The following is a 13,633-nucleotide window of genomic DNA, read 5'->3' on the forward strand; positions in this document are numbered from 1 at the left end:
ACTATTCAATGAGCAGACTGCATGATAAAATAGTCGGTTCACATGTCAAAACTGGATAACTTGTTGTATGTCAGCTTCCGCTAAAACCACATCTTCTGCTAACACAGGTACTATCCGCATTGATCCAACCGGCTTTGTAAAGCTTGGGTCACAATTGCCAAAGCTGGCCAATATCTTGGCACAAGCCGTCAATGAGCTGGGCCTACCGTTAACCCAGATGCAGCAGCGCACGTTATTGTTGTACTTAGACCAGCTTTTGTTGTGGAATAAAGCGTATAATCTGACCGCAATTACAGATCCAGAAGAAGCCCTGATCAAGCATGTGATTGATTGTTTGTCTATTATAACGCATTTACCATCAGGCTCGCTGCTGGATATCGGCACAGGTGCAGGATTGCCTGCGGTAATTATTGCGATTTGTCAGCCTGATCGCCAGTGCACGGCACTTGATAGTAACCAAAAGAAAATCCGTTTTATCAAGCAGATCAGTAGTGAGCTTGGTTTGAGTAATATGCAGCCCATTGCTTCGCGTATCGAAGCCCATGAGGCTAGCTATGCTGTGGTGACATCTAGAGCCTTTGCCAGTCTGATAGACTTCGTGGAAGTGGCACAGCCAAGACTGGCGGATGGCGGGTACTTATGTGCGATGAAAGGTAAAGCGCCAAGCGAGGAAGAACTGCAAGCGTTAGAGGGTGATTGGCATATCAAAACCATCAAGCTGATCGTGCCGCGCCTACATGACAGCCGTCATTTAATTGAAATGTCCAGTCGAATTGCCTAAGCTATCAATGCTTTTAAGTGATTGAGTAGTCATGAAACATGGACAGTTTTTTGTGAAACACAGTTTACGTCTCGGGCTAAATGACATAGTATCTAACAGCATTAACATTTATCGCAGCTGAGTTGATCGTAAGAAAAGAATCAGTAATAGACCCCAATGAAATCGAGTGAGTGTATGGAAATCATCGCAATTGCGAATCAGAAAGGCGGCGTGGGTAAAACCACAACAGCGGTAAATCTGACCGCCAGTTTGGCTGCTAAGCGCAAGCACGTACTGCTGATTGACCTAGACCCACAAGGCAATGCGACCAGTGGTACTGGTGTCGACAAAAACGAGCTAGCGCTGACGATAGCAGATGTGCTACTCGACGGTGTATCATTGTCTGAGGCTATCGTGACCAGTCCAGCTGGGTTTGATGTCATTGGTGCCAATCGCGACTTGGCTGGCATGGATATCACCTTGATGAGCAAGACCGACAGCCATGAGCTGTTTAAAACGGCGATGACAGCATTGGTTAATGATCAAGTTGCCCAGCAAAAACCCGCCTATGATTATGTGATTATAGATTGTGCGCCAAGCTTAAACTTGCTGACGATTAATGCCTTGGTCGCCACTGATAGTGTGATTATCCCTATGCAGTGTGAGTACTATGCACTTGAAGGCTTGGCAGATTTGTCACAGACGATTGAGCGTTTAACAGAGCTTAACCCCAAGCTGTATATTCGCGGTGTCGTCAGAACCTTATTTGATGCACGTAATACGCTTGCTCGAGATGTCTCTGCTGAGTTAGAAGCCCATTTTGGGGAAATCATGTATAAGACGCATATTCCAAGAAATATCCGCTTAGCCGAAGCGCCCGCACATGGGCTGCCAGTTATCGCGTACGAGAGATGGTCAAAAGGCGCACGCGCTTATCAAAAGCTGGCTGCTGAAGTGATGAAACAAAGCAGTTAGTTTTGATAATTTTTTGATAAAAAGAATTCGATAAAAAAGTATTTAACAGCATATTCAGTAAGCCGTATCAGTAATCAATTGGCTTTTATTTTAGTGTTAGAGGATAGGCAATCATGGCGAAGAAAAGAGGGTTGGCGGCTAATCGAGGTTTAGATGCCTTGCTTGGGTCAATCAAAAAAGAAAAGCAAATTACCGCCTCTGCATTGCAAGATGACATGGCAGCGCGCGACAATGCTTTGCTTACTGCTGCGCCAGATACCGATATGCCAAACGCTAGCCAATCAGCGACAACAGATCGCACGTCAGACAATGATAAATCAACGGTTCGTTCAATTGCTGCTGATAATGACGTCAGTCAGCGAAAAACTCGTGCGCCGCGTGCGACGAGTAAGAGCAGCATGCATAAAACTGGCGCTAACAAAAATCGTGTTAGTGGCGTTGATGCCAGCACTGAAGATCAAATCAGCTTGGTACAAATTGATGTTACTCGTCTACAGGCAGGTAAATACCAGCCACGCCGTGATATGAGCGAGACCGCCCTTGCAGAGTTGGCGTCTTCTATTAAGCAGCATGGGGTGATGCAGCCTATTGTTATTCGTCCGCTACTGGCAAACGAGGACAAAAGCGAGGCATTTGTTACCCATGAGATTATTGCAGGGGAGCGTCGCTGGCGCGCGGCAAAAATGGCAGGAAAATCTGTTATCCCAGCCATTGAGCGTGCCTTGTCAGATGAGCTAGCGATCGCTCTAGCATTGATTGAAAACATTCAGCGTGAAGATTTATCAGTGATCGAACAGGCGGCGGCATTACAACGTTTTCATACAGAATTTGGCATGAGTCATGCGATGATTGCTGAAGTTGTTGGTAAGGCGCGTACGACAGTATCGAACCTATTACGCCTAAACCAATTGCATGATACGGTAAAGGATCATTTGGCCAGCAGTGCATTAGATATGGGTCATGCACGCACGCTGCTTGCGCTATCTTCTGAGCAGCAGCCTATTATTGCCCAAAAAATCATCGATGGCGGCATGACGGTGCGAGAGGCTGAAAAACTGGTCAAATCAATACTGCAGCCTGCGCCCAAAGCCAATCGTATCGAACAAGCACAGTCTCGTGACGCTGAACGTCTAACCCAAAGACTGACCGATATGTTGGGTTCACAAGTTAAGCTTAAACATAAAAAAGATGGGCAGGGCAGTGTTGAGATTTTCTTTGAAAGTCAGGATCAGCTAGCCGCTTTAATCAAGCACATAGAAGGACAGTCTTAAGATAGGGTCGAGTTAGCATTTTCTGTTCATATACTGACTTGCCTGCATAGCAACGATAACGACGATAGCAACGATTTTTTCAACAACATGGAAGAAACTGAATATGTGGGAGTTGGTAAAAGCGGGTGGCTGGCTGATGACACCTATTGTTGTGTGCTCAATACTTGCACTGGTGATCATTATCGAGCGGAGCCATACCCTACAGTTCAACAAAATCGTTCCCAGCAGATTACGTGAGCAGCTCATTACTCGCCTGCGCGAAAATGGCGATATTGGCCGCACGCAATTGATGAATGTTCGAGAAAAAACGGCGCTTGGTGATATTCTAGCGACCGGCTTGCTGTATCGCCAGTATGGTCTAGAGTCTATGACCATGCATATGCAAAACCGTGCTAGTGTGCAAATACATCATCTAGAAAAAAACATCAATATGCTGGGTACGATTGGCGCGATTTCGCCATTGCTCGGTTTGCTAGGGACAGTACTAGGCATCATCTCCTCATTTTTAGCGATTACTGATGGGGCCATGCAAGACCCAACGATGTTAGCCGCTGGTGTCTCACAAGCGCTTATCACAACTGCTGCTGGTATGGTTGTTGCGATTCCTGCACTGGTGGCTTATCGATATTTTCAGCGCCGTATTATAGATATCAATGCTCAGTTTGAGACCCAAGCAGGGCTGATGGTGCAAGAGCTATACGATTATCAGTTGCTTGATTATGCTCATGTGGCGATGCCCGCTAATTATTTGCCAGTCGATGACAGTATGGCTGATGATCAGTCATTTGAAGGGTTAAGCTCAGACAAAACCAGCATCGCAGCACTATAGTGAGTGAGGTTTTTTATAGACAAGCATGCTCAATCCTATGATTGGCAGTTAAATTGAAGAGACGGATATGCGCTTTAGAAAACCGACGGTTGAGCCACTTGAAATTAATCTAACGCCGATGATTGACTGCTTATTATTTTTGATTGTATTTCTGCTATTAGCGACTTCATTTAACCACTTTAGTCGCTTAAATATTATTCTTCCTGACGCTGAAGGTGTCGCGCTGACCGAACAAAACAACAGCATTGAAGTCGCGGTACAAGAGGATGGCAGTTACTCAGTGAATGGCATCACCCTTGCCAGTAGCAATGAGGCTGAATTGATCAGCATGCTACAGCAAGAGGCAGGTAGTAATCGTGATATGCTCTTTGTGATTGCTGCTGATGCTAATGCCACTCATCAATCTGTGGTGCGGGTGATGGACGTCGCAGGAAAGCTAGGGTTTTTGAACCTTAATATCAGTACGGTTGTACCACTTGGTCAACCATTACCGCAATAGTATATAGTTGCTTTATATCACTGTTTTATATAGCTAATTTATATAGCCACTTTAGTACTACTAATAATCCTATGAAGCTGTGCTTTTAGCACAGTTTATTCATATCATAATACCCAAATCGAGGCTTTTATGAGCCAAATATATCAATCCGACTCAAAAGCATCCGCTAATAAACTGTCAGCGGAGCCATCAACGACGCCTAAACGTCAGACCCTACTTCGTCTACTAAGGTATTTAAAGCCGTATTGGTGGGCATTGGCACTGACTGTGTTAGGTTTTGCGATCAATGCTGGAACAGAGATATGGATTGCCAAGCTTTTGCAGTATATTACTGACGCTATCAATCAAGGCGATCAAAGCAAGCAGAACCTGTTTCCATTACTGATTATCGCATTGTTCTTCGTACGTGGTTTGGGTAGTTTTTTGGGTAACTATTATTCTGCTTTGGTCTCGCGTAACTTGGTGTATGAATTGCGAGTAGAGGTTTTTAACAAATTGCTGCGTTTACCAAGCTCATTTTATTTGGCCAACCCAGCAGGTACTATTTCATCAAAGCTGATATTTGACGTGGAACAGGTCACAGCAGCCAGTACAGAATCTATGAAGACGGTATTGCGTGATGGCTTGACAGTAGTGGCTCTGCTTGGGTTTTTGCTCTACAGCAATTGGCGTTTGACCTTAATTTTATTTCTGGTACTACCACCAATACTATGGCTTATTCGCATTGCATCTAAGCGTTACCTAAAATTGTCTAAGGGCATTCAAGAGACGATGGGTGATGTCAGTCATATTACCAATGAAGTCATCGGCGGCTATCAGGTGGTCAAAAACTATGGCGGACAAGCATACGAAGCCGAACGTTTTGATAAGACATCAAAAAAGAATCTACGCCAAGGTATGAAGGTCGTCGTTACCAATAGTATCAATACGCCAGCAGTACAGCTGTTGATGGCAATAGCGATGTCAGTTGTGGTGTGGCTCGCACTGCGTCCATCGGTGATTAATAATATTTCAGCCGGTGAGTTTATCTCCTATATTGCGGCGGCTGGTCTTCTGAGTAAGCCTGTCCGTTCGCTGACAGACGTGAACCAAAAGTTGCAAAAAGGCATCGCGGCTGGCGAGTCAATTTTTGCGCTTCTTGATGAGCCAGAAGAACAAGATACAGGTGTGCTCAGCTCAGCCTTAACCGGTGAGATGAAGCTTGATAATGTCAATTTGATCTATCCAGATTCGACAGTGGCACTGCGCGACTTTACGTTAGATATCCGTGCAGGAGAGACCGTTGCATTGGTAGGGCGTAGCGGGGCAGGTAAATCCTCCTTGGTAAACTTGTTAACACGTACGCTCACCACAACTTCAGGACAAATCACACTGGATGGTATGCCTATTGAAGATATAAAGCTTGAGAGCCTGCGTGCTCAAATTGCAATGGTCAATCAGCAAGTGGTTCTGTTTAATACGACGGTATTTAACAACATCGCTTATGGTAGCTTAGCCAATAAGAGTCAGTCCGACGTTGAGCGTGCTGCAAAAGATGCTTTCGCTCATGATTTTATTATGAAAATGCCGAATGGCTACCAAAGTGAAATCGGTGCCGAAGGTTTGCAGCTATCAGGTGGGCAGCGTCAGCGCTTGTCTATCGCTCGTGCACTACTAAAAGATGCGCCTATTCTTATTTTAGATGAAGCAACCAGTGCGCTAGACAACGAGTCAGAGCATTATATTCAGCAAGCGCTAGACAATGTGATGAAAAACCGCACGACGCTAGTGATTGCCCATCGACTGACCACTATCGAGTCTGCTGATCGTATCGCTGTGTTGGATGCAGGGCAGATTGTCGAGCTAGGCACGCATACAGAATTGATGCAGTTGCAAGGTCATTATGCACAGATGTATGACCGTGATTTTGAATAGCGTCATGTGATTCTGTTTCAATATACATCTTATGATAAAGCAGCACTGAATACATTTTATGATAAAGCGGCACTGAATTTATAGAATAAGTGGTCAATAAACATGAGCATTGAAACGACAGTGACAGGTGCATGGCAACGTAAAGCCCTTTGGTTGTGGCTATTGCTACCCATTAGCTGGTTGTACGGACTCATCACGATGCTCCGTCGTCAAGCTTATAAAATTGGGCTGTTATCAAGTTATCGTGCGCCTATTCCTATCATGGTTATTGGTAATATCAGTGTAGGCGGTAGTGGAAAAACGCCACTGATCATTGCATTGGTTGATTATTTACAAGACAAAGGCGTCAAAGTCGGGATTATCAGTCGCGGTTATGGTGGTGATACCAGTCAGATGCCAGCATTGGTCACTTTAGATAGCTCGCCCAGTGTGGTAGGCGATGAGCCCTGTTTAATCGTCAACATGACTGGTGTAGCGATGGCAGTCTGTCCCAATCGCCAGCAAGCAGTGACTACTTTATTAAATACCTATCCAGATTTACAATTAATTATTGCAGATGACGGTTTGCAGCACTATGCCTTACAACGTGATATCGAATGGATTGTCGTCGACGCCGCACGAGGTTTTGGCAATGAGCAACTACTGCCCACTGGGTTTTTACGTGAGCCGATGTCGCGGCTAAAAGGTGCAAATGTCATCTACCATGAAAAGTTAGAGACAGGCGCAAACGATAATAAAGGCAGTTTGCCTCTAGCCAATTGTTTGACTATGCATTTAATGCCTGACAAATTACAGCACCTGTGGCAACCTGAATCAACTGGTGCAAACAAAACTAATGCCAAAGTGAATAATATTGACAGGCCTGAGCTGGGTAGTCAGGTACACGCTGTCAGCGGTATTGGTTATCCGCAGCGGTTCTTCGATACCTTAGGTTCATTGGGTTTTGAAGTCATCGGGCATGCTTACCCTGACCATTATGATTTTAGCTTGACCGAGCTGTTGCAGTATCGCGATTATCCGATCGTTATCACTAGCAAAGATGCCGTGAAAATAAGAGCATTGTTAGTAGCGTATACAAGCAAGCAGGCACTGAGTGATGAATATAAAGAGCTGGTCAGTAGACTGTGGGTATTGCCGGTCACAGCCGTATTGTCTGATCGCTGTTATGATGATTTGTATCATCAGCTAAAGACGGTAGGAATTGATGTCGACGGCTAAGGCATGTCATCAATTCGAAAAACAACTGTTAAATTTGCACTTATTTATCTCATTTTTATCTCCATTTTCAAAATGAGGACGCGCCCTAATACTTGAGTTATATAAAAATTACTATAAGGATTAATCATGTCATTAGCGACCACACCTGCCAAAACTCATATTGTCATTCCTGCGCGCTTTAAAAGCACACGATTACCTGGCAAACCCTTGCTACAGATACATGGTAAGCCGATGATACTGTGGGTGGCTGAAAAAGCACAGGCTGCAGATTTCGCTGATGACTTGTGTATCGCAACCGATGACGAACGTATTGCTAAAGTATGTACAGAGGCGGGGTTTGATGTGGTGATGACCAGTAGCGAGCACGCTTCAGGTACAGATCGCTTGGCAGAAGTTGCCGCCATCAAAGACTGGGCGAGTAATGATATCGTTGTCAATATGCAAGGGGATGAACCACTCGTACCGCCTTTATTATTAGAACAGGTGCAGGCACTGTTGGTGGCTGACGAAGACAGTGTGATGGCGACGCTGTGTGAGCCTATCGAGGACTATGAGACATTCGTGCGACCTTCCGTGGTAAAAGTAGTTAGTCAGCAGGCCAATAATCGGCAGCGTGCGCTGTATTTTAGCCGAGCGCCGATTCCTTGTGACCGTGATGTTGCATTGGCAAACGAGCTGCAAACATCAGCCCCAAAAAATGCCTATCGTCATCTAGGGTTATACGCGTATAGAGTCAGTCTGTTGGAGCAGTTTGTGCATTGGCCACAAACGTCACTAGAAATCATGGAAAGTCTAGAGCAGCTGCGTGTTTTAGAAAACGCTGAGCATATTGCTATTGCCGTTGCGGCCTGCCAATTGCCTGCAGGTGTCGACACACAAGAAGATTTGGATCGCTTAAATGCGATGAGTTTGGCTGACTTTGATCTTAGCTAATGGGCGATATGGCTTCGCTTTAGTCAAATTTGATAGCTATCTAGTATATCGTTTTGAGCTGTGTCTTAACCAATCCCATCTGATAGAGCCCTCACTATGAATGATCTGACAGGAAGTACCCACGCACCAGAGATTTCTGATAGTGTATATTTTGCCCCGCTTTTGCCTTGGCAGCAGGGATTATGGTCACAGATGACAAAGCGAGTGTTGGCATCGCAGCAGTCGATACCCCATGCGTTACTAGCGGCTGGTATGCAAGGTATGGGTAAGCGCGCTTTTGTATGGAGATTGGTCGCGTGGCTACTGTGCCGCGAGCGTCATGCGCATCTATCTGGTGCTTGCGGTATATGTGAAAGCTGCCAATGGCTCAAATCAGGCACGCATCCAAGCTTGCAGGTATTACCTCTCATCAGCATGCCCATGCGTGCAGAAGACAGCACTACTAAAGAAAAACCAAGCAGTACCACAAAAGACAAGAAGGCTGCCAAAACAACCAGTAATACGGCTCTAAAGACAAAGGTAGATGATATTCGCGCTTTACAGCCTTTTATTTATCAAGGCGGGCAAGGCATGCGCATCTGTGTGTTAGATCATGCAGAACAAATGACCATTGCCGCGGCCAATGCCCTACTCAAAACATTAGAAGAGCCGCAGTCGCAAGTACATTTGTTTCTGATTAGTGATAGCCCAGCTCAGCTATTACCAACCATTAAAAGCCGGGTACAGCAGTTGGCATTACAGACTATTGAGTCATCTATCGCCGCTGATTATGTGACGCATGCGCTTGGGTCAACGATCAATCGTGAAGCAGTGGGCGATTCGGCGATCCATCAGCTTATACAGCTGAGCAATGGTGCGCCGTTAGCGGCAATCGCTTTAGCGCAGACACCATGGTACAGCAAACGTGCACTCTGGCTGACCACGTGGCAAGCATTACGTAGTGGCAAGCGCAGCAGCATTGCAGCTAGTGACTATTGGCAAAACCAGTTAGATATCAAGGCATTTATTCAATTGTCTGAGCTGATGCTATTGGATATACGCCGCGTTTGTCTTGGGCTAGATGAACTACAAAAAGACATGAGTCTGTCTGAAATTTTGGCTTCTTATCAACCTATAGACAGTGCTCTTGAGACGTTTGCCACTAGCTTACAGCAGACCAAAATTGCCCTACAACAAAATGTGCAAGAAAAATTTGCCTATGATAAGCTAATGCAAGAGTTGGCTTATTTGTAGAGCAGTATGCCAGAAATAAATCATGCCTAGCCACTCTTAAATGCTTTGATTTACATGGTATTAATGCCTGATAAACTCAATAACTCATAAAATATAGTAGACCCACTTAATCAAGGAAGCTGACTATGGCAATGCCAGGACGTGGCGGGATTTTGACCTGTCATATTGAAAATATCGAGATGCTGTATGCCAGCTATTTGTCTTTTGTGACCAATGGCGCTCTGTTTGTGCCTTCCGACCAACCGCAAAAACTTGGCAATGAGGTATTCATTGCAATCACACTTCCTAACTCAAGTGAACGCTTGCCTATGAATGGCAAGGTGGTTTGGATCAACTCTAAAGCGCAGGGCGGTCGACCAGCAGGTTTTGCCGTCCAAATCGGCACTGACGTTGCGGGACTCAGAATAAAGAACGAGGTTGAGCGGCTACTGGCAGGTAAAATTGATAGCTTACAATCGACTTATACGATGTAGTCTGTATGACTATCGATATTTTTACCCACTGTTATAATCAAAATAAATATCGCCATAAAAAAGCAGCCTTATACTTGATATAAGGCTGCTTTTTAGTAGAAGTATAGTCAGTGAACTACTAAACCGCTACGGTGTTACCCTTCCTAGAGGTACTATATTATGTACAATCTGCGGTCGGCTGCCTTGTAGCTGTTTTAGATTTCTTTGACTATATCAACAAACTGGCGGAATGTGAAAGCGTTCTAATAACGCGGCGGCACATACATATCGTTTGGGATAGGTTCACGGTAATATTCATCATCGCGCTTTCGATTGGGCAGTTCAACCTCGTCACGAGGCACTTCTTTATAAGGGATTTGTTCGAGCAAATGGGCTATACAGTTCAGCCTAGCACGTTTTTTATTATTGCCTTCAACGACCCACCAGGGTGCTTCAGGAATATGAGTGCGCTCAAACATGGTTTCTTTGGCTTTGGTGTAATCTTCCCAGCGCCGGCGTGACTGTAAGTCCATTGGCGAGAGTTTCCACTGCTTAAGCGGATCATATATTCGGCTCATAAATCGTGCATGTTGCTCATCATCAGTGATAGAAAACCAGTATTTTACGAGGCGAATGCCAGAGCGTACGAGCATGCGCTCAAACTCTGGTACCGATTGAAAAAACTCTTCATACTGTGCGTCTGTACAGAAGCCCATCACATGCTCAACACCGCCGCGGTTATACCAACTGCGGTCAAACAATACAATCTCGCCAGCTGCTGGCAAGTGAGCGACATAACGCTGAAAATACCACTGCGTCTGCTCACGTTCCGTGGGAGCGGGTAATGCGGCAACACGGCACACTCTGGGGTTCAAACGCTGAGTGATGCGTTTAATGGCGCCACCCTTACCAGCAGAATCACGCCCCTCAAAGATAACGACAATGCGCTCACCGCGATCAACGACCCAATCTTGTAGCTTTATGAGCTCTCGTTGTAGTCGAACCAATTCGTGGAAATATGTTCGTCTGTCTAGTTTTTCTTGTTCGCTCATCTCCCGTCCATCAAAACGAAAATCACGTGCACAGTCATCTATTTCATTCTCAAGCTCTTCATCATAGGTATCGATTAAATCTTGGTGCATTTTTCGACGTAACTCATCATCCAGAACTTCTTTTTCGATACGCTCCAAAAGAATCGATTGTTCTCGATTATATTGATCCACATGCTCTTTAGTCGCTAAAGATTCAAAGTCAGCCGTTGTACGCGGTTCTGTCATCACAAATTTCTCAGAACCAAAAATGACTTCCCTCAGCTTTTCTAATAAATATTTTGTCTTACCCATAAATATTACCTTTGTTTGGCATATTGGATTTTGTAAGATGGTGCTCCCTCGTTCACTTTTATAATAACAAAATACGGGCAATAAAAAATGCCCTTTAAGTTAATTAAAGGGCATTTTTACAGACAGATGCTGATTAAAATAATAAGTCAGGGTATCTCTCTTTTTAGACTACATACAATCCAGATTATTTTTCTAGAATACAAGTCACACCTTGACCACCTGCTGCGCAGATAGAGATGAGTGCACGACCTGAACCTTTTTGATCGAGTAGTTTGGCAGCAGTGGCTAAGATACGACCACCAGTAGCAGCAAACGGATGACCTGCAGCCAATGATGAACCATTAACGTTCAGTTTGCTACGATCGATAGATCCTAGTGGTGCCTCTAATCCTAGACGCTCTTCACAGAATTTCTCATCTTCCCATGAGGCAAGTGTTGACAATACTTGTGAAGCAAAGGCTTCATGAATCTCATAAAAATCAAAATCTTGCAGCGTCAGACCAGCACGTTCAAGCATACGCGGTACGGCATACGCTGGTGCCATTAGCAGGCCTTCCGTTGTGCCAGATTTACCAATGAAATCAACCGCAGCCGTTTCTTGATGCACGATATAGGCAAGCGGTTCTAGACCATGCTCTTTTGCCCACTCATCCGTACCCAATAGCACACAAGAAGCACCGTCAGTTAGCGGTGTAGAGTTGGCAGCAGTCATCGTTGGATTGGCGTTTCTTTTGCCAAATACTGGTTTTAGCTTCGCCAGTTTTTCTAAAGTGGTGTCTGGACGCAAGTTGTTGTCGCGAGTCAGACCTTTGTACGGCGTGATCAAGTCGTCAAAGAAACCTTCGTCATAAGCGCGTGCTAGATTTTGATGACTATTGAATGCAAGCTCATCTTGGGCTTCGCGGCTGATGTTCCATTCAAGCGTCGTGATCGCTTGGTGCTCACCCATTGACAAACCAGTGCGTGGCTCGCCATTTTGCGGTGAATCAATCAAGTCTTTTGGGTTTAGACCCATCAATGCTTTTAGGCGTTGTTTGTTGTCTTTTGCGGCACCCAGTTTGATAAGTACTTTACGTAGGCCATCGCCAACTGCGATAGGCGCATCAGAGGTCGTGTCTACGCCGCCAGTGATGGCTGAATCAATCAGACCAAGTGCAATTTTGTTTGCAGAGGCAAAAGTCGCTTGTAAGCCAGTACCACAAGCTTGTGAGATGTCATAAGTTGGCGTGTGCGGGTTCAATGCTGTGTTTAATGTTGCTTCACGAGTTAGGTTGATATCGCGGCTCAGTTTCATGACAGCGCCAGATACCACTTCACCTAGTGTCTCGCCTTGTAGGTTGTAACGCTCAACCAAACCATCTAAAGCAGCCGTTAGCATGTCTGTGTTGCTGACGTCGGCATAAGGACCGTTTGAGCGTGCAAATGGGATACGGTTACCACCGATGATGGCCACACGGTTTAGGCCTGATGCAGGCTTTGCTTGGCTGGCTTTTTTAGCGGTAGGCTTTTTGGCAGCAGGCGCATCTACTTTATCATCAGCTACTTTTTTGCTAGCAGTTTCTTTAACACTATTTTCTTTAGTAGCGGTTTCTTTTTTGGTATTGTCCGCTTTGGTACTAGTCGCTTTAACAACAGTGCTTTCAACAACAGGACTGTCTGGATGATTGTTTTTATTACTCATAGTATTATCCTTAAAAAGTATATGTAGAAAAAAAAGTTAAAAGATAGGCAACTTGTCTTAATCAATAAATATTAGCATTTATTATGTGACATAGATGCTTATCATAAGGTGTTTTTATTCAGTTAATGTATATCTTTAGCAAACGATGTGACGCTTGTATCAGGTCAATAATAAATTCATAACCATTATTCATCGCTTTGATAGACTGACTAGTAAGAAATATTAGCATTGCACAATGCTATGTTTGATAATATATTGTTATCAATTATAGGACATGCCATAACTTATTGGTCGGATTTTAACATGTTATAGTGTCCCTTAACGTGAGAAAAAGTGGCCGTCTTGTATACTGAGTTGTTTACAGATTGTTGTAGACATTGTCTGTTTTTGGACTTGTTTATGAGGTCAGTGTATAGTTAGGCAAGTTTTAGAGCGATTTACTAAATATCAATAATGATAATAACGATGAGCCTATATAATACGCCCATCGCATTTTCTATTTATTATTTTAACCATTAATTATAA

Annotated in this window: 12 protein-coding genes; 10 read left to right on the forward strand and 2 right to left on the reverse strand. The window is 44.5% G+C overall.

Translation table 11 applies throughout. The features are described from left to right. Window positions 1-67 precede the first annotated feature (67 nt). From rsmG to IP510_RS01635, 10 genes are all read left to right on the forward strand, one after another. Window positions 68-781 carry a 16S rRNA (guanine(527)-N(7))-methyltransferase RsmG gene (rsmG, locus tag IP510_RS01590; protein ID WP_194363042.1) on the forward strand — a complete coding sequence of 238 codons (714 nt, stop codon included), beginning with the start codon at window positions 68-70 and terminating at the stop codon, window positions 779-781. 174 nt (window positions 782-955) lie between these two features. Then, a complete protein-coding gene (locus IP510_RS01595) occupies window positions 956-1,735 on the forward strand; it encodes a ParA family protein (protein ID WP_194363043.1) in 780 nt (259 codons plus the stop codon). Between the two features lie 113 nt (window positions 1,736-1,848). Next, window positions 1,849-3,006 (forward strand): ParB/RepB/Spo0J family partition protein, encoded by a 1,158-nt coding sequence (locus tag IP510_RS01600; protein WP_194363044.1) that lies wholly within the window; start codon window positions 1,849-1,851, stop codon window positions 3,004-3,006. A 103-nt stretch (window positions 3,007-3,109) separates the two neighbouring features. Beyond that, entirely contained in the window at window positions 3,110-3,835 is a 726-nt protein-coding gene (locus IP510_RS01605) for a MotA/TolQ/ExbB proton channel family protein (RefSeq protein WP_194363045.1), read from the forward strand. Window positions 3,836-3,902: 67 nt separating this feature from the next. Continuing rightward, window positions 3,903-4,334: an ExbD/TolR family protein gene (locus tag IP510_RS01610; protein ID WP_194363046.1), complete on the forward strand. Its 432-nt coding sequence runs from the start codon at window positions 3,903-3,905 to the stop codon at window positions 4,332-4,334. A 129-nt stretch (window positions 4,335-4,463) separates the two neighbouring features. Further along, window positions 4,464-6,248, forward strand: a complete 1,785-nt coding sequence (gene msbA / locus IP510_RS01615; protein WP_227669411.1) for a lipid A export permease/ATP-binding protein MsbA — start codon at window positions 4,464-4,466, stop codon at window positions 6,246-6,248. A gap of 102 nt (window positions 6,249-6,350) precedes the next feature. Continuing rightward, window positions 6,351-7,466, forward strand: a complete 1,116-nt coding sequence (gene lpxK / locus IP510_RS01620; protein WP_194363047.1) for a tetraacyldisaccharide 4'-kinase — start codon at window positions 6,351-6,353, stop codon at window positions 7,464-7,466. A 126-nt stretch (window positions 7,467-7,592) separates the two neighbouring features. After that, window positions 7,593-8,399, forward strand: a complete 807-nt coding sequence (gene kdsB / locus IP510_RS01625; protein ID WP_194363048.1) for a 3-deoxy-manno-octulosonate cytidylyltransferase — start codon at window positions 7,593-7,595, stop codon at window positions 8,397-8,399. Between the two features lie 96 nt (window positions 8,400-8,495). Continuing rightward, complete coding sequence (locus tag IP510_RS01630; RefSeq protein ID WP_194363049.1) at window positions 8,496-9,632, forward strand: DNA polymerase III subunit delta'; 1,137 nt, start codon at window positions 8,496-8,498, stop codon at window positions 9,630-9,632. A gap of 125 nt (window positions 9,633-9,757) precedes the next feature. Beyond that, entirely contained in the window at window positions 9,758-10,105 is a 348-nt protein-coding gene (locus tag IP510_RS01635) for a PilZ domain-containing protein (RefSeq protein WP_194363050.1), read from the forward strand. A 242-nt stretch (window positions 10,106-10,347) separates the two neighbouring features. Here IP510_RS01635 and ppk2 read toward each other — a convergent pair whose 3' ends face one another. Together ppk2 and IP510_RS01645 are read right to left on the reverse strand one after the other, a co-directional pair. Next, complete coding sequence (gene ppk2 / locus IP510_RS01640) at window positions 10,348-11,427, reverse strand: polyphosphate kinase 2 (protein WP_265087548.1); 1,080 nt, start codon at window positions 11,425-11,427, stop codon at window positions 10,348-10,350. Between the two features lie 184 nt (window positions 11,428-11,611). Then, a complete protein-coding gene (locus IP510_RS01645; RefSeq protein ID WP_194363051.1) occupies window positions 11,612-13,108 on the reverse strand; it encodes an acetyl-CoA C-acetyltransferase in 1,497 nt (498 codons plus the stop codon). Window positions 13,109-13,633: the final 525 nt, after the last annotated feature.

It is taken from the genome of Psychrobacter sp. NG254 (assembly GCF_015277735.1).
In the GTDB taxonomy this organism is placed as follows: domain Bacteria; phylum Pseudomonadota; class Gammaproteobacteria; order Pseudomonadales; family Moraxellaceae; genus Psychrobacter.

Bases quoted from the DNA above. Each gene is read 5' to 3' on its own strand.
- IP510_RS01630 (WP_194363049.1), top strand. From the start codon at position 8,496: ATGAATGATCTGACAGGAAGTACCCACGCACCAGAGATTTCTGATAGT.
- IP510_RS01610 (WP_194363046.1), top strand. From the start codon at position 3,903: ATGCGCTTTAGAAAACCGACGGTTGAGCCACTTGAAATTAATCTAACG.
- IP510_RS01595 (WP_194363043.1), top strand. From the start codon at position 956: ATGGAAATCATCGCAATTGCGAATCAGAAAGGCGGCGTGGGTAAAACC.
- IP510_RS01600 (WP_194363044.1), top strand. From the start codon at position 1,849: ATGGCGAAGAAAAGAGGGTTGGCGGCTAATCGAGGTTTAGATGCCTTG.
- lpxK (WP_194363047.1), top strand. From the start codon at position 6,351: ATGAGCATTGAAACGACAGTGACAGGTGCATGGCAACGTAAAGCCCTT.
- rsmG (WP_194363042.1), top strand. From the start codon at position 68: ATGTCAGCTTCCGCTAAAACCACATCTTCTGCTAACACAGGTACTATC.
- IP510_RS01645 (WP_194363051.1), bottom strand. From the start codon at position 13,108: ATGAGTAATAAAAACAATCATCCAGACAGTCCTGTTGTTGAAAGCACT.
- IP510_RS01605 (WP_194363045.1), top strand. From the start codon at position 3,110: ATGTGGGAGTTGGTAAAAGCGGGTGGCTGGCTGATGACACCTATTGTT.
- ppk2 (WP_265087548.1), bottom strand. From the start codon at position 11,427: ATGGGTAAGACAAAATATTTATTAGAAAAGCTGAGGGAAGTCATTTTT.
- msbA (WP_227669411.1), top strand. From the start codon at position 4,464: ATGAGCCAAATATATCAATCCGACTCAAAAGCATCCGCTAATAAACTG.
- IP510_RS01635 (WP_194363050.1), top strand. From the start codon at position 9,758: ATGGCAATGCCAGGACGTGGCGGGATTTTGACCTGTCATATTGAAAAT.
- kdsB (WP_194363048.1), top strand. From the start codon at position 7,593: ATGTCATTAGCGACCACACCTGCCAAAACTCATATTGTCATTCCTGCG.